General features: G+C 68.4%; 15 protein-coding genes. 5 read left to right on the forward strand and 10 right to left on the reverse strand.

Going from position 1 to position 22,389, the window contains the following annotated elements:
• Positions 1–2: 2 nt before the first annotated feature.
• Together M8316_RS16040 and M8316_RS16045 are read right to left on the reverse strand one after the other, a co-directional pair.
• Positions 3–464 (reverse strand): hypothetical protein, encoded by a 462-nt coding sequence (locus tag M8316_RS16040; RefSeq protein WP_250056201.1) that lies wholly within the window; start codon positions 462–464, stop codon positions 3–5.
• Positions 465–1,058: 594 nt separating this feature from the next.
• A complete protein-coding gene (locus M8316_RS16045; RefSeq protein ID WP_250056203.1) occupies positions 1,059–2,054 on the reverse strand; it encodes an NAD-dependent epimerase/dehydratase family protein in 996 nt (331 codons plus the stop codon).
• A gap of 82 nt (positions 2,055–2,136) precedes the next feature.
• Between M8316_RS16045 and M8316_RS16050 the strand changes: the two genes are divergently transcribed.
• The 4 genes from M8316_RS16050 to M8316_RS16065 all read left to right on the forward strand — a co-directional run bounded on the left by M8316_RS16050 (position 2,137) and on the right by M8316_RS16065 (position 6,486).
• Positions 2,137–2,607: a MarR family winged helix-turn-helix transcriptional regulator gene (locus M8316_RS16050; RefSeq protein ID WP_250056205.1), complete on the forward strand. Its 471-nt coding sequence runs from the start codon at positions 2,137–2,139 to the stop codon at positions 2,605–2,607.
• 233 nt (positions 2,608–2,840) lie between these two features.
• On the forward strand, positions 2,841–3,629 hold the full coding sequence (locus M8316_RS16055) for a GntR family transcriptional regulator (protein WP_250056207.1): 789 nt from the start codon (positions 2,841–2,843) through the stop codon (positions 3,627–3,629).
• A gap of 245 nt (positions 3,630–3,874) precedes the next feature.
• Positions 3,875–5,110 carry a DUF3500 domain-containing protein gene (locus M8316_RS16060; RefSeq protein WP_250056209.1) on the forward strand — a complete coding sequence of 412 codons (1,236 nt, stop codon included), beginning with the start codon at positions 3,875–3,877 and terminating at the stop codon, positions 5,108–5,110.
• Positions 5,111–5,160: 50 nt separating this feature from the next.
• Entirely contained in the window at positions 5,161–6,486 is a 1,326-nt protein-coding gene (locus M8316_RS16065; protein ID WP_250056212.1) for a HupE/UreJ family protein, read from the forward strand.
• 263 nt (positions 6,487–6,749) lie between these two features.
• On the opposite strand, the gene M8316_RS16070 is transcribed toward M8316_RS16065, so the two are convergent.
• The 3 genes from M8316_RS16070 to M8316_RS16080 form a co-directional block, all read right to left on the reverse strand.
• A complete protein-coding gene (locus tag M8316_RS16070) occupies positions 6,750–8,798 on the reverse strand; it encodes an alpha-L-rhamnosidase C-terminal domain-containing protein (RefSeq protein ID WP_250056214.1) in 2,049 nt (682 codons plus the stop codon).
• A gap of 345 nt (positions 8,799–9,143) precedes the next feature.
• The gene (locus M8316_RS16075) at positions 9,144–9,737 is read right to left on the reverse strand and encodes a TetR/AcrR family transcriptional regulator (RefSeq protein WP_250056216.1); all 594 of its coding nucleotides are present in this window, start codon (positions 9,735–9,737) and stop codon (positions 9,144–9,146) included.
• A gap of 144 nt (positions 9,738–9,881) precedes the next feature.
• Positions 9,882–11,387 (reverse strand): FAD-dependent monooxygenase, encoded by a 1,506-nt coding sequence (locus tag M8316_RS16080; RefSeq protein ID WP_250056218.1) that lies wholly within the window; start codon positions 11,385–11,387, stop codon positions 9,882–9,884.
• 141 nt (positions 11,388–11,528) lie between these two features.
• Between M8316_RS16080 and M8316_RS16085 the strand changes: the two genes are divergently transcribed.
• Positions 11,529–12,224: a TetR/AcrR family transcriptional regulator gene (locus M8316_RS16085; protein WP_250056220.1), complete on the forward strand. Its 696-nt coding sequence runs from the start codon at positions 11,529–11,531 to the stop codon at positions 12,222–12,224.
• Positions 12,225–12,548: 324 nt separating this feature from the next.
• On the opposite strand, the gene M8316_RS16090 is transcribed toward M8316_RS16085, so the two are convergent.
• From M8316_RS16090 to M8316_RS16110, 5 genes are all read right to left on the reverse strand, one after another.
• Positions 12,549–16,403, reverse strand: coding sequence for a LamG-like jellyroll fold domain-containing protein (locus M8316_RS16090; protein ID WP_250056222.1), 3,855 nt, complete (start codon positions 16,401–16,403; stop codon positions 12,549–12,551).
• Between the two features lie 295 nt (positions 16,404–16,698).
• Positions 16,699–18,351, reverse strand: a complete 1,653-nt coding sequence (locus M8316_RS16095) for an amylo-alpha-1,6-glucosidase (protein ID WP_250056224.1) — start codon at positions 18,349–18,351, stop codon at positions 16,699–16,701.
• A gap of 213 nt (positions 18,352–18,564) precedes the next feature.
• Complete coding sequence (locus tag M8316_RS16100) at positions 18,565–19,488, reverse strand: carbohydrate ABC transporter permease (RefSeq protein ID WP_250056226.1); 924 nt, start codon at positions 19,486–19,488, stop codon at positions 18,565–18,567.
• A gap of 3 nt (positions 19,489–19,491) precedes the next feature.
• Positions 19,492–20,490, reverse strand: a complete 999-nt coding sequence (locus tag M8316_RS16105) for a carbohydrate ABC transporter permease (RefSeq protein ID WP_250056228.1) — start codon at positions 20,488–20,490, stop codon at positions 19,492–19,494.
• A gap of 111 nt (positions 20,491–20,601) precedes the next feature.
• On the reverse strand, positions 20,602–21,861 hold the full coding sequence (locus M8316_RS16110) for a sugar ABC transporter substrate-binding protein (protein WP_250056230.1): 1,260 nt from the start codon (positions 21,859–21,861) through the stop codon (positions 20,602–20,604).
• Positions 21,862–22,389: the final 528 nt, after the last annotated feature.

The following is a 22,389-nucleotide window of genomic DNA, read 5'->3' on the forward strand; positions in this document are numbered from 1 at the left end:
CGTTAGTCTGCGTACTTCCAGTTGGAAGCCGTGCACACGTTCGGGATCAGGCCAGTGCGGTGCCGGCAGACCTGAATCTTTCCCTTGCCGGGCGGGTCCGAGTACGAGACCTTCTGAGCGATCGAGATGGCAGGAGAGTCGCTGCCTTTGTGATTCTCAGCCGACGCAGAGTGGGCCCACCCGTACCCGTCGATCTTCCCGTCTGTGTAGACCCAGTCACCGTCCGCGGCACTGTCCTTCAGCTTCCCGTAGTAGTAGAAGCCGGGAATCTTGGGCGAGTCACAGTTTGCCTCGGCCCAGCAGTCGAAGCGCCAAGTTCCCTGCGCGAGCTTGGCGGACGAGTCGCTGTTGTAGAAGGGATGCGCAAAGCTCCCCGCATTTCCTCCACCAGCGATCGCAGCAGCCGGCATCAAGAACGCAACGGCACCTATCACCGCAGGGATCAATGTGCGGGGGTTCATCACGAGCCACCTCCTTCCCGAGACAATGTCAGGACAAAGTTGGCAGCATTGATTGCCGATGTCAAGCATATGATGGCGCGATCAGACGGACCTACCACCAGAGCGGCCAGCCGAACCAGTCAGGCGCGGTGCGCGGGGTGGCGGAACCCAAGCGCGCTCGGACTGTGTGGGGGCTGGTGAGCCAGCGGCCGTGGCGTCGTCGACGATCGGTTCGTGCGGAAGTCTTGGCCAGAAACCCGATCGAGCCACGTCACCGGAGTCGCAGGCGCCACACCCGCACACCATCCGCCCAGGACAGAGGGAATTTCTCCGGGTGCCCCAGGTAGGAGTCGAACCTACGACCTTTCGCTTAGGAGGCGGCTGCTCTATCCAGCTCGGGCGCAGATGCCCGCAACCACGTCTGCGCAGGTCAGAGGTGTGAAAGCTGGTCTGACCTGCGGGTTCCGCCACCCCGGGCCCCATCCGCGCTGTCCGGCTCGCAACGGCTGAGCTCGGCGAGTAGCGGGAGTCTGTGCGGAATACGTGGGGACGTTCTCGCGGCGATGACCGGCCGGCGACGGTGGCGACATCCCCCACCCCGGCGACCTCGCCTGCCGGTCACGCAGCGGGGCCCGCATCCTGGGTCACGGCGTGTCCGGTGTCGAGGATGGTGACCTCGACCGGCCTTCGGTGCCAGCCGAGCTCACGGACGGCCTTGGAGCAGTCGGCACGGCGTTGCACTCCGAGCTCTCCGACGATCATCCGCAGCTGCCTGTCGCGCCGCGCCATGAGGCGCACCAGGACGTCGGGCAGCTGCCGGGTGGGGATGCGAGTTTGCACGTCCGGGAGTCCTCCTCTCAGCGTGGCGGCGAGCTCGCGGTACCAGACGAAGTCCCCGGCCCCCAGGTACCGCTGCCCGACAGCGGCGGGGTCGAGCAGTGCCAGCACGTGCAGCACCGCCTCGTCCCGCACGTCGACGACGTTCCAGCCCAGACGGGGGACAGCCGGCATCCCTCCCGAGACCAGCCGACGCACCACGCCGATGGTGCCCGAGCGGTCGGCATCACCTGCCGGCGGACCGAGCATGAAGGACGGCAGGACGGTGGTCAGCTCCAACCCGAGCTCGTCCGCCAGGTCCCACGCCAGCCTCTCCGCGTGGATCTTGGAGTCGGGATAGGCCTGGAGGGGGTCGCCGGACGGCGCCGTCCACTCGCGCTCGCTCATCACCTGCGACGCGTCCGGCGGGTACGCCGCGACCCCTGACGACGTCACCACGACCCGAGTCACTCCCGCCGCTGCCGCATGCCGCAGCACGCGCGAGGTGCCCTGCGTCGCTGCCGCGACAAGATCGACACTGCTGTCGAACGGCATCGGGGAAGCCGTGTGCACGACCGCGCTCACGCCGCTGAGAGCCTCGCTCCACCCCTCGTCCGCCATCAGGTCGGCCTCCACGAGCTCCAGCGACGCATCAGCGGGCCCGTGGGCGAGCAACGCCTCGCGTGCGCGCTCCGCCCGGAGCACGTCGCGGACTGTCGCGCGGACGGCGAACCCTCGTCCGAGCAGCTCAACGATGACCCAGCCGGCCAAGTAGCCCGTTCCACCGGTGACCAACACCGGCCCGTCCGTTCCTTGCATCACATCATTCACCAATCTCATTGAGTCGTATCATTGACTTGAACAACGTAGCATCCCGACCGTGACCCCACTAGAGACCCACGAGAAGGCACAGGTCTTCGCACTCCTGACGGACCTGGCCGAGCGGGGCGGCACCCTGGTGGCCGAGACCCTTCAGGCGTTCGGGGCCCCCGCCTCCGCAGGGCCGACCATCCGACTCCTGGCCACGTCGACCGACCCCGTGACGCCACGAGACCTGGCACGACGACTCGACCGAGACCCGTCGACCGCCACGCTGGTGGCCGACCGACTCCAGGAAGCCGGGCTTGTGGCGCGCGAGCTCCACCCGAGCGACGGCCGCAAGCGCGTGCTCGTCCTCACCGAAAGAGGCCAGGACCTGTGGACCGCGATGCGTGACGGCCTGCACGCAGCCGCGTTCCTGGACTGCCTCTCCCCCACCGAGCGAGCCACCTTGATCGAGCTCCTCTCCAAGATGTCTCGAGCAGCCCGCGACGCAGGGGGTCCTTTCGAGGCCCGGCCGGCCGGAAGGTGAGGACGACCCGATGACCACCGCGACCGCGCAAGCGGATCTCCTGGTCGCAGACAACGATCGAGCGTCCACACACCCCGAGCCTCGACCGAGAGCGGGTGTCGGGCGCTCGTTCGTCAGGCTCGGGCAGCGCGCAGTGACGTAGCCTCGCCCCGATCGAACAACCTCAGCACCAGCGACCCGCTGATGCAGGGGCAAGGCGGCGAAGCTGCACGAGTGCGACGAAGACGAGACAGATGCCCCGAGCCAGGCCGGCCGAACCGAGCACTGAGACCGACGGCCCAGCCCGGACGGTGCTCACCGGCTTCGTACCCGATCGGCTCACACCCGTCCCCATCCACCACCAGCTCGCCACCCACCTGCAGCAGGCCATCGCCTCCGGTGACCTCGCGCCAGGAACCCTGCTGCCCAGCGAGCCGACCCTGGTAGAGATGCTCGGGGTCTCCCGACCGACCATCCGACGCGCCATGCAGCGGCTGGTCGACACCGCGCTTGTCGTCCGACGCCGAGGCATCGGCACCCGGGTCCTGCCCCCACGCGTGTCCCGCTCCATCGAGCTCGCCAGCCTGCACGAGGACCTCGAGCGCGCCGGGCTCCACCCGACCACACAGGTCCTCGACCTCGGCCTGACCCCCGCCACCGACCGGGTGGCCGACCTGCTCGAGGTCCGCCCGGCAAGCCCCGTCCTGCGCATCGTCCGCCTCCGACTCGCCGACGACGTCCCCATCGCTCTGATGACGAACCACCTACCCGAAGAGCTGGCTCCGATCACCAGCACCGAGATCGAGACGACCAGCCTCTACCGGCTCCTGCGCGCCAAGGCGGTCAACCCCCACATCGCCAACCAGACCGTCGGCGCACGCCGAGCCACACCCGAGGAAGCCGACACCCTGCAGGAGCCCAGCAGCGCACTGCTCACGGTCGACCAGGTCACCTACGACGACCGCGGACGCGCCATCGAGGTCGGCCACCACCTCTACGCAGCCAGCCGCTACCAGCTCCACTCCGCACTCCTCCGGACCTGAGGCAGCCGTCCACGGCACTGAGCCGGAGGCGCGTGCCTCGCTCGGGCGGACGTGGGACCCGACCGTGCCCCGCTGCGAGAACCAGCCTGTGGCAGGCCTGCGGCCAGCTGGCGTCATGAGCCTCGCACGGAGGGCCCACAGGATTCGCACAAGAACGTCCGTCACCGTCGCGCCATCCCCAGAACGCGGGGCCGTCGACCCGGCACGTCCGGGCCTCGACCCACTCTGACCAGGAGACCCCTTCCATGGCCAACACGTTCATCGCGCCGGCGCGCCGCACCCGGCGTGCAAGCCTCGCCGTGCGGCTCGCCGTCGGCGCGACCGTCACCACCCTGGGCCTCGCCGGCCTCACCGCTTGCGGGTCGGACGACGACAGCACCGCGAGCGACTCGACCTCGGCCTCGGCTGATGGCATGCCCTCGGGCGGCCCGGGCGACGGCGAGGCTCCCGGTGACGGCGGCGGCATGGGTGGCAGCACCACCTGCGAGGCCGACGACACCGACACCATCTCCGCCTCCACCCCGGACGCCGACACCACCGAGGTCACCGCCGAGGCGGTCGATGCCGCCAACGCGCTGATCGCTCTGCTGGACGACGACCAGGTCACCGAGGTCACCCAGGACTTCGCCGACCTCTCCACCAAGGAGTGCAGCTGGTCCAACTTCCCCGACGGCCTCTTCAGCGGGCGCGTGGGCCTGCGGATGGGCGACCTCTCCGACGCCCAGCAGGAAGCCGTGATGGCGATCCTCGAGACCGTGCTCTCCGACCAGGGCCTGGAGTACTTCACCGCCCAGCAGGGCTCCGAGGAGACGCTGTCCTCCGGCGAGGACGACACCACCTACGGCACCGCCAATTACCACATCGCCTTCTACGGCGACCCGTCCACCGACGACGCCTGGGCCATCCAGTTCGGCGGCCACCACCTCGGCATCATGGTCACTGTCGGCGACGGCGCCCTCTCGGTGACGCCGTACTTCAAGGGCGTCCAGCCGATCGAGTACACCAACGAGGACGGCGAGAGCGTCGAGGCGATGGGCGACCTCGCGGACGACTTCTTCGCCCTGTTCACCTCGATGGACGACGACACCCTGGCGGCCGCCGAGCTCAGTGGCACCTACGACCAGCTGGTCATGGGCCCGCAGTCGGACACCGACTACCCCGACACCGAGGGCGTGGCCTACGGCGACCTGACCGAGGAGGAGCAGGAGCTCGTCTGGTCGGTCATCGAGGGCTACGTGGACGACTACGACGAGGATCTCGCGCAGCCGCTGCTGGACCTCTACGAGTCCCAGCTGGAGGACACCTACGTGTCGTGGTCGGGCCAGGTCGACCAGGACACCACCGGCTCCTACCTGCGCATCGACGGTCCCCGGGTCTGGATCGAGTGGGCCAACGTGGACAACCCCGGCGAGTCCGGCATCCACCTGCACACGATCTACCGCGACAAGGAGCTCGACTACGGGACGGGCACGTCGTCGTGACCATTCCCGACACCGGGGCTCTGGAGCGGTGCGCGAGGTCGGTGGCCTTGATGGCCGCCGGCCTCGCGGCCGCCGCGCTCGCGCTGGTCGGTCTGGCCGTCCCGGCGAGCGCGCACGGCGCCTCCCCTACGCTCGTGGTCACCCGGCTCGGCGCCGACGCCACCGCGGAGTCCCCCGTCGTCACCCTCGTGGCCCGCGTCCCGCTCGACCGTCTCGACCTTGCCTATGGCACCTCCTTCGCCCAGGACGCTGCCGACGACGGAGTCGACGCCGCGGTCACCGCCGACGCCGACTCCATCACCGACCTGCTGCTGAGCAAGGTCTCCCTCACCGCCGCCGATGGCACCGCATGGACCCTCTCGGTGCAGCGGGTCACCGCCGGCTCCGTCGAGGGCGTGGACGCTGCCCGCGTCGTCCTGCGCGCCGTGCCCGCGAACACCGCGACCGGCACCGAGCTCACGGACCTCGCACTGACGTGGGGCCTGGTCACCGACGTCATCGTGACGCACCAGGTCTACGTCGGCGCCGTGGGCACCGACGGCGAGACCTCCCTGGTCGCCACCCTCACCCAGGCCGAGCCGAGCACGTCCCTCACCGTCACTCTCCCGTCCGGGGCCGCGGAGCCCACCGCCTCGTCGCTCAGCACGGTCCGCGAGATGCTCGCGATCGGGTTCGAGCACTTCCGCTCCGGTGCCGACCACCTGCTCCTCCTGTGCCTGCTGGCCCTGGGCGTGGCCCGACGGTCGCTGTCGGTCCAGGCCTCGGACGCAGGAACCGGAGCCGTGAAGGCAGGATGGCGAACGACCGTCCGACGCCTCGTCCTGCTCACGGCGACCTTCACCGTCGGCCACTCGATCAGCCTTGCCCTGGCCGCCACCGGTCTCGTCGACCTGCCGAGCCGGTGGGTCGAGACAGCGATCGCGCTGACCATCCTCGTCACCGCCGTGCACGCGGCTCGCCCGCGGCTGTCGTGGCGCTGGGAGCTCGGCCTCACGGCCGTCTTCGGCCTCGTCCACGGCCTCGGGTTCGCCGGCGCGCTCGGTGAGCTGTCGCTGCGGGGTTCCGACCTCGTCCTGCCGCTCCTCGGGTTCAACCTCGGTCTCGAGGCCGCCCAGGTCCTCGCCCTCGTCCTCGTGCTCGCACCTCTCCTGGTGCTGGCCCGCTCCCGCGTGGCCACGACCGTGCTCGCCGGGTGCATCGGTGTCGTCGCCGCGTCCTGGGCCATCGAACGTGGCCTCACGACCGGGAATCCGCTCGAGCCCGTCGTCGCTGTCCTGCTCGCCAGCCCCGAGCGCGTCGCACTCCTGCTCGCACTCGGCGCCGCCGCGCTGCTGGCCGTGCGATGGACACACCCACGGCGCCCCGTCGCGGTCTGACCCGAAGTCTGGCGTGAGGAGGCATCGGCCTCGACCCGAACGTCGTCGGCACGCGCCGAGACGCTGGGATCTTCCTGTCGCATGACTCGTCTGACGCAGGTGATCCCGGGCCGAGACGCTGCACTCGACGCGGTGCGGCGTCCCAGCCCGGGATCGTTTGCGACTCTGCCTGGGTGGGTCTGTCTTGCTTGTCGGCAGCGTGCGTGCCCTGTCCCGACCGTCCATTTTCGTCGGCCGGCCGAACAGGTCTTGCACGACGTCGCTCAGTTGATGACGAACACCCGGCTCACGCCGGCGGGTCCGCCCTTGACGGTGACCCATCGTCGGCCATCGGTCCTGACCCTTGCCGTGCTGTGCGCAGGCACCCGGACTCGGAGCTCGTGGCCGGCCCCGACGGCTTGCCACCGAACCGTGATCGCACCACGCGGCGTCGGCACCGCGCCTCGCGCCCACTGCACGGTCTCGAACGCGGGATCGACCTCGAACGTGCGGTAGCCGGGCTCGATCGCCTTGACCCCGAGCACGTAGTCGCTCAGGACTGCCGTGGCACCCGCCGACCACCCATGGGACAGACTTGTCGAGGCGTCGGCAACCGTGCCGTCCGACGCCACGTTCTCCCAGAACGTGCCGGTGTAGCTCGGATTGCGAGCCTCAGTCATCGGCCCCCAGGTGCGCTTCACCAAGTCCTTGGCCGCGGCGACATCGCCCTGCTCGAACAGGGCCGCAGAGGTGAAGGCGCTGATGAAGGGGCTGATCAACGTGCTGTGGGCGGCGTCCGAGTAGGGCGCAGATCCATAGGGACCCCACAATCCCTTCAGCGAGGCGAGCACCCCTGCGAGCTTCGTCGGAGGCACGACTCCGAAGAGGACTGCGAGCGAGTTGGCGTCCTGAGCGACGGTGCCCCGATCGCTCGCGGAATTGTCGTACACGCCCGTGGACGTGTTGAAGAGGCTTCGGTTGATCGAGCGCTTGACCTTCGAGGCCGTGGCCAGGTGGGCTTCGGCCGCCGCAACGTCACCAAGCCGCTGCTCCAGATAGGCGGTCTGCCGCAATGCCTCGAAGTACAACAGGTTGAAGGACGTCACCACCCCACTTTTCGCACCGTCGTAGGGATTCCAGTCGTATCCGCCGGCCACATCCCACGAGTCGTCGCTCGTGGCGACGAGGCCATTCTTGCGGGTGAGGGTCTGGTCGAACGCGAGCTGACCCTGAAGAACCGGAAGGAACCGACGGGCGAAGCGCATGTCCCCGGACCTCTTGACGTAGTCCACCGCGGCGATGGCTGCCCAATGGGAGTAGCTGTTCGAGTACGGCTCCATCGCCCCGGAGCGGGCGTTCTGGCCATTGATGCCCGCGCCTGCGCTGGTCGTGCGCAGAAATTTCAGGAGTGTCTGTCGCACATACTCCTGGCCGTTGGAACCGAGGGTGGCGAGGATGCCAGGACCTTCGATCGCCAGGTCACCTGCCCAGAGTGCGCGGTCGCGCTTGGCTCCGTCCAGCACGACCGGCACGGTTTCCGGGTGGGCCCCCTTCCCGGCCGGCTGCATGCTGGTCTGCAGGGTGTAGGCCCCGCTGTACCAGATCTTGTTGAGCTTCCGAGAGCTCGACAGGAAGTAGCCCTCGTACTTGGCAGCCGTGGCGCGATAGGCCTCGAACCTGGTCCCGACACCAGTGATGCTCACCGAGCCCGGGTCCTGCAGCTCAATGACCTGATAGCGCTGGCCACCCTCGAACGATCCGAATGCCCGAGCTCCGCTCGAGACGGCCATTCTGAGCACTCTGGGGTAGCCGGCCGACGTGGTGCTGTCACCGGACAGGCGACTCGTCAGCGCCACGACGTAGACCCCGGTGCCGAGATCGGCCGCCAGCGGATTCTCGAGGGTCAGCACGTCCCCGTCGATGGCCGTGACGACGTTCTGGCCACCCGCAGGGTAGAAGTGGATGGTGTCGCCAACGCGGAAGAGAGCCGGGCCAGTCACCTCGATCACAGAATCGCCGCTACTTGCCGGCGCCGACGTCTTGCTCAGCGCCTGTCCGTAGAAGTTGTCGCGGGTCTCGCTGAAGGCCGTGTAGATGTCCGGCGCGGCGCTGTCGTCACCTTCAGCGAAATCAAGGAAAGGCGTGCCGGCAATTTCCTTCCCGTAGTCGATGAGGACCGAGGCCGGCTCGCCCCCCTCCTCGACAGTGAAGGTGGCTGCTCCGCCCGCGCCGGTCAGTGCGGGGAGGTTGGTGACATCACCGGAGAGCAAGGTGACCGCTACCGGTGCAACGAGCTTGTGGTCTGGCCCCAGGACGTACTCGCGCCAGTCCACCGTCGAACCTGCTGCTCGGGCAGGTTGCTCCTGTGGCTCTGTCGCGAGGCTCGGGGCGATCGGGGCCAGCCCCATGACGACGGACGCCATGGTTGCAGCAGCGAGCGTGGCTCGAAGTCTGGTTCTGAGGGGGAATGAGTGCATCACGCGACTCCCTGGCAAGCGGCGGTCGATGGACCGGAGGCGAAGTCGTGGACAGGGCTCGGTCCACGCGGGCCCGCCCCAGATATTGAAACCTTTCAGCGGGTGGGCAGCACTGTATGACGGGGGTCACACGACGTCAATAGAGAACGCGGCGACCTCTATTGGGGTGCAGCCAGAGCAGCCCGGCCACCCAGGCCGCCGTCAGTCAGCACAGGGCAGGCTGGCGCGGATCGCCGGAGCCCAGACGTCGCGTGCGATCGACTCGATCTCATCGGGGTCCGGCGGGGTTCGACGAGTCATCAGGTGGTAGTTCAACAGCGCGAAACCGCAGTGAGCCACTGATCGTGGGACGGCGCCCGAACCCAGCTCGCCAGCGGCCTGAGCAGCGCGGATGATGTCGGCAACGATGCGGATCTCCTCGGTGGCCGCGTCGATCGCGGGGGCCGTGGGGTCCACCCGAAGGGCCTCGGTGATGGCATGGAGTGCTTCAGCGAACGGGCCGCTCAGGTATTCGGCAGCCGCTGTCAGAGTCGCCGCGAGATCCTCGGCGAGGTGTCCCGTCGAAGGGATTGGGCGGGGCAGCCGTGATCCGACCATCTGCGCGGACGCATGGACCAGAAGGGCCTTGGTCGGCCAGCGGGCATATATCGAGGCCTTGCCGGTCCGCGCCCGCTTGGCGACGCCCTCGATCGTGAACCCCCGCCAGCCCGACTCGGACAGCTCGGCCCAGGCCGCCTCGAGGATGGCCGCCTCAAGCTTGTGCCCGCGTTTGCGCGAAGGGGCTTCCTCACTCACGGACCACAGTGTGTCAGGACGCCCCGCCCCGATGCCTCAAGCATCTGACGCGGCGGAGGTGCTACGTCTGAGCACTCGGCTTGCGTCGACGTGCCGCGCCGGCCACCGCCTGCCCCCTACCCAGCTGCTGGGCCGCTGGGCGCATCATCGGGGCGCGCTCAGCGAGATGAATCGGTTCACTGCATCAGCAAAGTTCTCGTGGGCCACCTGTGCGACGTAGCCGTCCGGCCTGATCAGCACCTGGGTCGGCAAGGTGACTCCGTAGGCAGTGGCCACATGCTGAGCCGAAGCACCAGTGAGCGAGATGGTGTGCAGTCGCGCGCCAGCGTCCGGCCAGGCGACTTGCCCGACCGCCTCGACCGCCGCCCCGCCGAGCGCGAGGAGGGTGAAGTGCGGACCGCGCAGGTGATCGATGAGACGCTGGGGGCCGTCGCTCGGATCGACCCAGCTGACATTCGGCGCTCGGTCGCCCGGTCGCACGCCGGGGCTGTCGGTGCTCACGTCCAGCGCGAGCGGTCCACCACGGTAGGTGAGGGAGAGCTGCCGTTCCTCGTCGCCTCGCTTCAATGCCGCCGCCGGGCGCGCGCGCGTGTCGTCGTAGAGCCTGACGGCCAGCCCGAGCACGCCGGCCGCCACCGGCTGCCGCTCAGCCTCGTAGCTGTCGAGCAGACCATCAGGCGCACCGGCAATGACCTGCGCGAGCTTCCAGCCGAGGTTGTAGGCGTCCTGCACCCCCGTGTTGAGGCCCTGAGCCCCGGTGGGCGGATGGACGTGGGCGGCGTCGCCGATCAGGAAGACCCGCTCACTGCGGTAGCGCTGGGCCAGCCGGACGTTGGGCCGCCACACGGACGACCATCGGACCTCCGCGATCTCCACCGAGCGGGTGCCCGGGCGAGCGCGGACGGCCCTCGTGAGCGCATCCGAGGTCATCTCAGCGGGCTCACCGGGCTTGAGCTTGAGCATCAGCTGGAAGAGCTCACCACCAGGCATCGGACACAGCGCCATGAAGTGACCGTTGAGCCCCGGCCAGATGTGCCAGAGGTCTCGGGAGAGCCCGGACATCACCAGGTCTGCCACGATCATCCGGTCGGTCTCGTCCGTCGTCCCCTCGAACGGTATGGCTGCCGCCCTGCGGACCGCGCTCGAGCCACCATCGGCGCCGACGAGGTAGTCAGCTGAGCACTGCTCGACTCCGCCGGGCCCTTCCAGGGTCCCCGTGACAGCACCGTCGGTCTGGGCGAGGCCGGTGAGACGAGTCTCGAACTCGACGGAACCGCCGAGCTGCTCGAGCCGCCGGAGAAGTGCGGCGTCCGTGTCGTACTGACCGGACAGAAGAGTGTTGGGATACGGGACGTCTTCCGTGGCCTGGTGCAGCGAGATCATCCTGCGCTTGATGACCGCGGGGCCGAGATGTATTCCGAGCTTGGGGTAGGTCGTGGCATGGGCAGCGACATCTTCCAGTACGGCCAGGTCGTCGAGAACTTCCAGAGTGCGCGGTTGCACCCCCTTGGCACGGGACCCCGGGAAGACCCCGGTAGCCGCGCTGATGATGCGGACATCGACGCCACGGCGGCGCAGGTCGCAGGCGAGAGTCAGCCCCGCCGGACCAGCGCCCACGACGAGCACAGAAGTGGAGGAATGGGTGGACATGGGTCACACCTCCGACACGTGCGGGCCGACGAGTGGGCATGCCGGCGAGGCCCGCTCACCACCGGCGCCAATAATGACCACACTGTATCCCTTATTGGCATGGCTGGCCAGCCGGCCAAGCCCGGGCGGCATACTGACGAGATGCCGACTGCCTCTCCTGATGCGCGCTCGACCTCTGACAGAGGGCCTGGCCGCCCCCCGGTACCCCTGGAGCGGATCGTCTCGGCCGCGCTGCGGATCGTCGATGAAGAGGGCGCAGAGGCCCTGACCCTGCGGTCCCTCGCTGCTCGACTCAAAGGGAGCACAGCGACCTTGTACCGGCACTTCTCCGATCGCGCAGCGCTCATCCGCGCGGTGGTCGACCAGGTCTTTGGAGAGGTGGAGCTCGACGAGACCCTCCTGACGCAGGCCACGTGGGACGTCAGTCTGCGACACGTCGCCGAAGCCATGTTTGCAACGCTGCAGGCGCACAGGAACGTCGCCCCACTGCTCCTGGCAGACTTCCCGTCCGGCCCCCACGCAGTCGGACTCCGTGAGCGCACGCTCGAGGTCCTCCAGCAGCGTGGCTTCGAGCCGGACGAAGCTCTTCTCACGTACGCCACCTTGGCCAGGCACGTCCTCGGGTTCGGCATGCAGGTTCCGCGACAGGCGTCTCTCGCCGGTCCAGGCGGCGCCGCGAGCAGCGTGGACCCCACTACCGCGCGAGGGAGCACGGCCCGACCCCCGGGCTCGATCGACCTGGTGGAGGAATTCCGCTACGGGCTCACGCTGATGATCGAGGGCCTGAGCAACAGACACGAGTCACCGCGATCCAACCATGATGATCAGGCTCTGTGACGGCCGCGCGAGCCTTCCTCGCCACGGGCACATCAGCCAGGGCGTTCGAGCCCGATGAAGTAGCTCGCCCCCGCTCCGCGTGTGGTGCGTGCGTGCACGCCCAGCCGGCAACAGCTTGGCGGGGCAGGGATGAAGCGGCGATGAGACGCTCACGAGCAGCGCGTCCGAAGTCGTCGCCGGCATCAACCGTGCGCTGGCGATCTGGTCACGAACACCGCGGAAGGCTCCCATCCTTGCCTTGGCTCGCCGTGGGCCTCGCGGCGGCCACCTTCGCTGCCCCAGCGGTCCCGGGGCCCGACCAGCCGGGCCCCGGGACCGTGCGATTCAGCGGCTGTGACGCGACCGAGCGGACTTGATGCGGACCGGCTTGGAGGTCGCCGTGCCCTTGGCGCCGTCCCGCGTCCGCAGGCCGGTCACCCGCACGCGGATACGGTCGCCCTTGTCGCGGACCGTGGGGCGGTAGACACGTCCCACGGCCTTGCGGATCGGGTCGCCGTTACGCAACCAACGGTAGGTGAACTCGACTCCACGGCCCCACGTACCCGGGTTCGCACGGAGCCGACCGCCGACCCGGGCGACCCCGGAGATGGAGGGCCGTTCCCGAGCGGTCAGGGTCGGGGCGAGTGCCTTCACCTGGGCCGCGAACGGTCGCACCACGATCTGGTCCAGGACTGGTGCCATGTCGTCACGGAGCACCAGACCGGGCCAGCCCGGGCCCCACACGTTCGAGGCGTAGGTCTCCTGGTCCCAGTTGGGCTCCTCCTCGGAACGGAACTCGATGGCGTTTGCGCCCTTCGCGAGGTCGAGGACCACGGTCCGCTCCCAGAACTGGTTCTCGTGGAACGTCGGCACGAACATGGTGCCCGGAGCCACCAGCTCCCCGTTGACCGAGATGTCGGCGTGACGCGCGACCGGGTTCGGGTTGTAGTGAGTCGCCGGCACCTGCTCCGGGTTGGAGAATCGAATGGTCACCGCGTGAGGGCCTGCCTTGGCCGCGCGCACGTCGAAGGTGACCGTGTTTCCGTTGCCCGGCGCTCCGCCGATCTGGTCCACGGCCTTGCCCCCCGCGGCGAGCGAGAGGTCGACGACCTCCGTGTCGCCGGCCAGGGTGGCGCTCTCCGCCTGGTACGTCGTCCCGGGGAGGACGGTGGAGTCAGGGGTGACGACGATCCGGTCCAGTGCCACTGCGGTCCCGGAGACGACGACCTTGTTCACGCCACCGGACAAGGTGACCGTGCCGGTGCGCTTGTTGAGCAGGACAGGGCGGCCGTTGACCTGCAGCGTCGGCGTGCCGCCGGCGCTGTCGACCAGGACCTTCGCCGGCGCGTCGTCCTTGGAGTAGACCCAGAACGTGACGTCCTTGCCCTCGTCCAGGGTGGCGCCACCGGGTCCGGAGACCGAGCCGTCGCCGCCGTAGAAGGCTGTGGCGCCGTCGAGCTGGGCATACTCAGCCTCGTAGACCGAGCTCGTCGCGGAGGGGTCCGCCTTGGACAGGACCATCCGGTCGACGATGGCGTCGCCCACGGTGCTCTTCGTTCCGTCCAGGCTCTGAGCGGCGACGGTGATGGTGTGGTCGCCGGCCGTCAGGTCGACGGTGGTGTCCGTGTGGTCCCACACGACCCACTTGTAGCCCAGGGGGAGGAACAGCTCCTGCTCCTGGTCACCGTCCACGGACAGGAACACGTTGGTCGGACCGCTGTCGGCGACGCGGAAGAACGTGTTCAGGGTGCTCGTGAACAGCTGCAGGTCGTAGGTGCCATCCTCGGGCACGTCGACGCTGAAGTTGAGCTTGACGTCCGAGTCGGTGCGCAGACCGCCGACGTTGCGGAAATTGGAGGTGTAGAACCCGCCGACGTTGTTCGGATTGCCCTCGGGGCCGTTGTTGGACCATCCGCTCCCGGTGTGCCCGGCGTCCTCTGCCTCGTAGGTCTGCTGCCAGGTGGTCGGGGCGACCTCCGTGGTGGGCGACGCTCCCACGGGGGTCAGCGTGATCTGGTAGGCGGAGGACTCCACGAGATCGGGCAGGTCGCCGCCGAAGTCGAGGGACACGGAGCCGCCCTGGACCGGGAGGACGATGTCGGCCACGTGACGGGGCTGCGTGGAGTCACCGAGCTGCCCGGTCCACGGGATCTCCTCGATGTTGGCGCGGACCTGTCCGCCCAGGGCGTCGGGGACGTTGTCGAAGGCGACGAAAGCGTCGCCGGACTTGCCGCCGATGATGGCCTTGGCCATGGTGCGGTCCGAGTCGTACGTCGCGGTGCCCTGCAGCGTGTAGCTGACGTCCGGCTGCGGCGGTGAGACCGAGACGGTGTGCCCGGTCATGCGGGTGTAGGCGTTGTAGAGCCACCACTGGCCGTTGCCGCGATTGGTCTTCACGGCCGAGTCGGTGAGGTTGCCGTTCAAGTTCCAGAAGGCGATCATGCCGTCGGCCTTCTTCTCCTCCAGCGCGGAGATCCATTGGATCATCTGGCCGGGGACCGACGTGTGGTAGTTGAACGCGTACTCGTCGATGTTGATGGGCAGGTCGGATTCGGTGCCGAGGACGTCGTCCTCCCAGCCACGGAACCGGTCGATGTTGCGTCGGACGGACGCGGGGTCGCTCAGTTCGTGCCACGTGACGATGTCGGGGACCGTGCCCTGCTCCTTGGTGTGGACGAGGAAGCCGCGCACCTGGTTGAACAGGACGCTGGTGTTGGGGCCCGCGATCGGGATGTCGGGGTTGTGCTCCCGGATCATCCGGTAGGCCTTGTCCCACGCAGCGAAGTAGTCAGTCGGGTCATTGAGCCAGCTGACGCCGTTCAGGCTCCACTGGCCGGTGCCGAACATGTTGCCCTCGGGCTCGTTGAACGGCTCGATGACGATGCTGTCGACGAGGTCGGGCTTGGTGGCGAGCAATGCGTCGATCTGGTCCAGCTGTATCTGCAGCTTGGAGAAGTAGTCGTCGAGCTTCTCCTGCGGAGTGTTGCCTGGCCACTGGTAGGGGAAGCCTCGGTAGTAGTCAGTGGGTCGGATGTAGACCTTGCCGCCGGTGGTGCGGGCCAGTGGCTCGAGGATCTCCAGGGCGTCCGACCCGGGGTGCTGACCGCCGTCCTGGGCCTTCGTGGCGGTGGTTTGGAGACCGAATCCCTCGACGAGGTTGTCGGTGGGCATGCCGTCGTCGTAGAGGCCGTAGAGGCTACCGGCGGCTCCGCCGGTGAAGTCGCCGGTGTCGGAGCCGAGGTCGATGGTCATCTCGCCCTCGCGGGTCACGATGACCGTGGTCGTGACGGGCTGGCCGCCGGCCGTACCGTCGACGACGAAGTCGCCCCGGTGGTCGTACTGGTCAGGGGTGACCTCGTCCCACTCGACGGGGACGTCACGGTCGAAGGAGTCGGTGAACTCCGATCGGACGCTGGTGGGGAGCTGGGGAGCCACGCCGATGGTGGTGCGGCGCTCGAACTCGGTCTCGACCAGGGTGGTGGCAGTCGGGACGGTACCGGGGATCAGCGCAGCGACCTGGTCGGCGTCGAGTGCTGCGTCGTAGATGACGAAGTCGTCGACCGTGGCGGGCAGGAGGGAGTCCGGGTAGAAGGAGCGCCCGATCCAGCCCGCGGTGCTGCCTCCGGCAAGCTCCTGTGCGGTGATGGTCGTGGCGGTCGTGCCGACGCGCGCACCGTCGAGGTACAGGGTCATGGTGTCGTCGGTCGCGTCGAGGACGACGGTGACGGTGTGTTCCTGAGACGCGGGAAGTGAGTCGTAGGCGTTCACGCGTCTCTCGCCGCCAGCCCCATTGACCGTGATGACGTTGCGCATGCTCCCGTCGCCGGAGCGGGGGGTGACGAACAAGGATCTGCTGGTCCCGCTGCCCAGATCGAAGAGCCGTTCCCAGGAGCGCTCGTCGTCGTTCCAGGTCAGGCGCATGGACACTGTCATGTCAGCGGCGCCGCCGAGCGCGCCGGCCGGAAGACGTACGGAGGTGCCCGAGGCAGGTGCTCCGCCGGAGAACCGTAGGGCGTCGCCAGTCGAGGTGGCGGTGCCGGGGTTGAGGAGGGTCGCGTTGAGGCCGTTGCCGCTCGAGTCGGCGATGACTCCGGTGGATGGGTCGTCGCTGAACTCGTAGTGGACGACGGGGTCGGGGACGGAGGCGGCTGCGGCTGTGGCCTCGGCGGCCTGAGTGGGAGCCGCGGTGGGCAGTGCCATCGAGGCGGCTGCGACCGTGGCCACTACTGCCAGGCGTGGCAGCCGGTTGGACATCGGAGGGTTCCTCATTGCAGGTGCTCTCTCTTCTGTGGGTACTTCTCTTCGGGTACTTCTGGGGGGCTTGCTCGGGCTTCGATCGGGTCCCGTCCGGGTGTGGCTCGAGCACTGCCCGGGTGAGGCAGGGATCGTTATGTGAGCGTTCACATCGAAGGTCATAGACAGCCGGCTACGAACGCGTGCCACCTGGTCAACGAGCATCCCGTCCCGGCGCCAGCTGCGGACCGACGGAGGTGACCTACACCCGGTCCCGGGTGGCAGCGCGCGTCCGGTGTTGATGGACCTCGGAGCCTTCTCGCCGCTGGTGGTCGGCTGCGAGCATCAGGTAGACCGCGGCTGTCCAGGTGTAGGCGCGGTCACGCTGTCCCTCTCCGGTGCGCGCATTGAAGTTCTCCGCGAAACCGGACGCCTCGCAGAGGTGTCGGAAGCGTGCGCTCACCTGGTCGGCAAGATCGCTCTCCCCGCAACGCCGGAGTCCGTCCTCGACCAGCGCCGTCGATGGCGCCCAGATGGGGCCGCGCCAGTATCCGTCGTCCTCGTAGAGCGGCGACCCGACGGGCTCCGTGGCCAGCCCCCACGGTGTGAGGTGCTCGGTCACGTCCGTGACGAGCACGTCCCGAGAGGCCACGGGGAGCCGGTCGCCCAGGACCAGGGGCAGGGTGTTGAGCAGGCTCGAACCGCTGCTGGCGCGACCGTCGCGCACACCACGCGCGACGAACCCGTCCCCTGTCCAGAGCTCATCTGTGAGGGCGCGGAGCATGTCGTCGCGTTCCCGCGCCCACTGGCCGCTCGGGCGTCCGAGTTCGTCGGCGAGCCCGGCGAGGACGTCGAGCTGGACGACGAGGAACGCCGCGAGGTCCGGGGACTCGACTACCCGTTCGCGATCGAACGTCGTGGAGTTGTCCCAACCGCTGTCGTTGCCGTGCTGGTAGTGGGGTATCCGCCACCCGGGGACGCGGCGGTGCTCCAGCCAGAAGTTGGTCCACGCTGCGAGCCGGTCGTGCAGGGAGCTGAGCTCTTCGTGGGTCAGGGTGCGGGCGGCCGTGGCCCGCAGTCTGGCTAGGGCCCAGCCGTGGATCGGTGGTTTGACGTAGTTGTAGAGCACTTCGGACTGGGTCACGGAGTCCGGTAGGGCGCCGCTCCCGTCCTGGTGGTCGAACGGCACCAGGAACTGGTCGAGTGCTTCGTCGGGCAGCCCGGGTGCGAGCGCCAGCGCGTTGAAGCAGTGGTCCCAGCTCCACACCTTGTCCATCCAGTGCTTCGACATCAGGACCGATTCGCGGGTGAGGTAGCCGCTGGGGGCCACGGTTGCCGACCAGAGGACGTAGGCGGCCAGGTCGACAGCGGGTGTGCCTTCGTCCCGCCACGGGGCGATCGTGTCGAGGTAGGTCCCGAACGCGGCGGCGCTGGCGGACACAACATCGTCGAAGGGTCGTTCCGCCCGGTACGGGGCACGGTGGGACGTGAGTTCCTCGATGGATGCCTCCCAGGGTCCGCCGCACCCGCCCAGGAGGACCGACCGGGGCGTCTCACCGAGCACACCTGAACCAGTCACCTCGCAGGAACCCTCCAGGAGCGTGACCCGGTACCGGCGTCCGGTCTCGTAGGACGTGAACACCGGTGCGTCGTCGACGGGGTCGTCGAACAAATAGGTACCGGTGAACGGGGTGAGGGTGCCGGCGGCGTCGCTGATCCGCAGCACCGTCTTACCGTCGCCGCGCAGTCGGATCGTCTCGGCGCCGGCGAACGCGGCGCGGATCGTAGGCCCACCTTCATCGCGGTAGACCCACCTGAACTCGGCCGGGTCGGCGTCCCATCGCAGGTCGACGGACCGACCCGCGACCTCCGGCCGGAGAGCGAGCACGGCGTGCATGCCGTTCACGTGCGACACCAGGTGGATGGTGTCGGAGATCGAGCAAGTCCCGGTGACCGGGGAGAGGCTGGTCCACGATCCACGATGAGAGAAGGGCACCTGTCGAACATTCAACGGCGGCAGCGTGCTCGCTTCCGGTCGCGTCGTGATCCGCTTCTGAGAGGAGCGTATGCACGAAGCATCCATGGGCTGAGGGGTACGTGCTGCCCAGCTGGTGGGGATCACGACGCGTCAGTCCTTGACCGCGCCGGCGGTGAGGCCCGCGGCGACGAAACGTTGGGCCACGACGAGGAGGACGGCGGTCGGGATGGACGCCAGCACAGCGGTCGCCATGAGCTGGCCCCACTCCTGGTTCTGCGACCCGATGTAGTCGTAGAGACCCATGGTGATCGGCCGGAGATCCCCTCCCCCCCTGTTCAGGGTCGAGGTGAACAGGAAGTCCGACCAAGCCCACAGGAATGCGAAGAGGCCGACCGTGACCGCAGCGTTGCGGGACAGGGGCAGGACGACGGTGAAGAACGTCCTGGTATGGGACGCACCGTCGATCTGGGCTGCCTCGAGAAGCTCCTTGGGGATGCCGCTCATGAAGGCCGAGAAGAGCATCACGGCGAACGGGACAGCGATGGTCGAGTCGGCCAGTATCAGCCCCGGCAACGTGTCCAGGACGCCGAGGTCGGTGTAGACGGCGTAGAAACCCAGCGCCATGACGACAGCCGGGATCATCTGGGCAACGATCAACAGGAAGCTCAGCGCACGCTTGCCACGGGTCAGCAGTTTCCCCAGTGCGTATCCGGCGGGGGCAGAGATGATCAGCGTGAGGACGACCGTTCCCAAGCCGATGATCACGCTGGTCCCCAGGTAGGGGAGCTGGTCGCCGAGCACGGTCCGGTAGTTGTCGAGGGTGAAGGCGCGGGGGTAGAAGCTGGCCTCACGGATGGCGCTGCGTTCAGTGAGCGAGACGTTCACCATCCAGTAGAGCGGGAACAGCATGAGGCCGGTCAGGACGAGCCCGAGGACCGTCTTCCAGAAACCTCGCCCACGCGGGCGAGCGGCCGCAGCCTTGGTCGGACCACCGGTGCGGCCGGGACGACCGAGCCGGCGGGGAGCCGAGCTTCGCGTAGTGCCGGTCGATTCCGGCAGGGCCTGCATGGCCATGACTCAGGCCTCCTGACGGCGCTGGACAGCGAGGTAGACGAATCCCATCGCGACTGCGATGAGGAGCAGGACGGTGCCGACCACCGAGGCTTCGGAGTAGCGGATGATGGCCGAGGAACCCTTTCCGAAGGCCATCGAGTACGCCCAGGTGGCGAGGGTCTGCGACGACCCTGAGCCCGTGGTCATGATCCAGATGATGTCGACGACCTTGAGCGTGTAGACGAAGCCGAGGAGCAGGGTGATGGCCGTGACGGGCCGCAGGAGCGGGAAAGTGATCGACCAGAACTGGCGCCAGGGGCTGGCGCCGTCCACGGACGCCGCCTCGTACAGGTCAGTCGGGATGTTCTGCAGGCCGGAGTACAGGATGACCAGATTGAACGGGATACCGAGCCAGATGTTGGCGATGATGACTGCCCACAGGGCGTTGTCGGCGTTGAGCCACCACACCGAGTCGATGCCGATGACCCCGAGGAGACCGTTGATGACTCCCGAGTCGGCGTCCATCATCCACTGCCAGGTCGTGCCGGAGACGATGATCGGTAGCAGCCAGGGGACCAGGAAGAGGCCTCGCAGGACCCCCGAGAGGGGGAAGTGGCGCTGGAAGAACACGGCCAGGGTCAGGCCGATCGTGTACTGGAAGACCAGAGAGATGACGACGAACAGACCCGTCTGGACGATGGTGGGCGCGAAGGTGGCGGAGCCGATCACCTCGCGGTAGATGTCAGTGCCCACGAAGGGCGCCTCACCGGTGACGTAGGTGGCACGGGTGAAGCGGTGCAGGCTCATCGAGACGTTCTCAACGAGCGGGTACAGGTAGAAGAGGACCATGTAGACCGCGAGCGGAGCGATGAAGCCGAGCCCTGCCAGCGTGGGACGGGAGATCCGTGGGCGACGGGGCCGCTTCGGGCTCGTCGTGTCGCTACCGGCGGCCTCGGCTGTGCGGGCCTCGGGCGCGGGCGGGCGCCGGACGAGGCCTTGCACGTCCTCGGTCTGGTGGACCATGGCTGGTCACCCTCTCCTGGTTCTCGACCTCGCGGCCGTCTCGATCGATCTTTCGGGGGTCTCACGCCGGTCCGGCGCCCGATGCGGCCGCCGGACCGGCGAGATGATGGATCATTGGCCGACGGACTGGCCGGCCTCCTCGAACGCCTGCGCGACGGCGTCCTCGTCACCGGCTGCGTTGAGGGCGGCCTGCTCGGCTGCGGAGAGCGCACCCGAGGTGGCGGTGTAGTCGGCGCCGAGGTCGCTGGTGCGGCCCTGGGCGTTGTTGATGGCGTCGGTCCACGGGGTCCAGACGGCGTCGGCGTCGATCTGCGTCTGGCGCTCCTCACCGTTGGCGGCGAAGTACCCCAGCTGGTCGTCGGTCTCGACCTGATTGCCGTTGCCGACGAGGCAGTCGATGATCTCGTTGGCCGCGTCGTAGCGGGCCTGCGCGTTGCTCTGGTGGATCGGCGCGACCGCGAACTCTCCGCCGGTGGGGACCGGTGCGGCGCCGCCGTCCTTGGCCGGGATGGGCATCATGACGGCGTCGAAATCCAGGTCGGCGGCAGACTTGGCGAACCAGGAGCCGTTCACGGCGAAGCCGTAGCCGCCGGTCAAGAACAGGTCCCAGGAGGCGGACTGGTTGTCGCTGATGGCCGACTTCGGCGCATAGCCGTCACCGATCCAGTCCGACAGGAGCTGCCCGGCCTCGACGGCCTCGGACGACCCCGGGTCGGTGAGGGAGGCGCCCGCACCCCAGAACCAGGGCAGGAACTGGAAAGTGCCCTCCTCGCCGGCGATACCGGCGAAGGTGATGCCGGAGTTGCCGTTGTCGGTGACCGCGGCGAGCGCGTCGTTGAGGCTGGCCCAGTCGGTGATCGAAGCCGGGTCGACACCGGCGGCCTTCAGCACGTCGGCGTTGTAGTACAACCCGAGCGTGTTCGCTCCGATCGGGACGCCATAGGTCTTGCCGTCGATGAGGCCGGGGCCGGCGAGGTTCTCGTCGGCGTCACCGATCTCGAAGTCGACGTCGTCGGAGGAGGCCAGGAGGCCGGACGCGGCCGCGTCCGGCACGGCCGGGTTGTCGAGGAGCACGACGTCCGGGGCGTTGTCCTCGCGGACGGCGCTGGTGAGGCTGTTGAGCAGGTCGCCGTTGGGTGCCGTGGTCCGCTCGAGGGTGGTGCCCTCCGGCGCGCAGCCCTCGACGTACTTCGCCCAGTCGGAGCTGTCGTCGTACTGGGGGTAGGGATCCCAGAAGCTCACGGTGGTCAGCGGCTCACCCGAGTCGCCGTTGGCCGACCCGCTGCCGTCGCCACCGCACGCGGCCAGGCCGACGATCGCCAGGACGGCGGTCGCGGCGAGGCCCGTACGACGGGTGCGCTTGGTGTTCATTGTTCCTCCTCGTGGGACCGGCAGGGGCCGGTGTCTCTGTCTGCTGCCGCGCTGTCCGGGTGGACGGTGGGCGCCTTGTGGGGTCGGCGGTGAGGAACCCGAGTGCCCCTCAGCCGTGTCTGTGTCGGTCACCGCCGGTGTCCCATCGGTGACCGTGGTCCGCGTTTCTGGTGTTGGCCTTGCTGTGCTGGCCGACTGTCGCGGCGTTCCCGTGCGCGCCGTGTGAGCCTGTGAGCAGCTGCGACCGATGGTCCGGCCGCTCTGTGCCACGCCTGGTCGGCCGATCTCGGGCCGGACCACCGTTGCGCCTTGCCTGTTGTGCGGGCGTCAGGGTGACGAAGGACGGCCGTTCGGTTCGGCCGTTCGGCCGGGTAAACGTTCTGGCCGGTATTCAGTTCGCCGGACGGTTGCCCGTCGGCCTGCGGGCGGGGCCGGCTCGGTCGCCGCGTCCTGCTCGCCTGACTTCACTGTCGAACCGATTCGATGCAGTCGAAACGATTCGTCGAATCGGTTCGCTTAATGTAACCA

The sequence above is a fragment of the Nocardioides bruguierae genome, from assembly GCF_023554635.1.
GTDB lineage: Bacteria > Actinomycetota > Actinomycetes > Propionibacteriales > Nocardioidaceae > Nocardioides > Nocardioides bruguierae.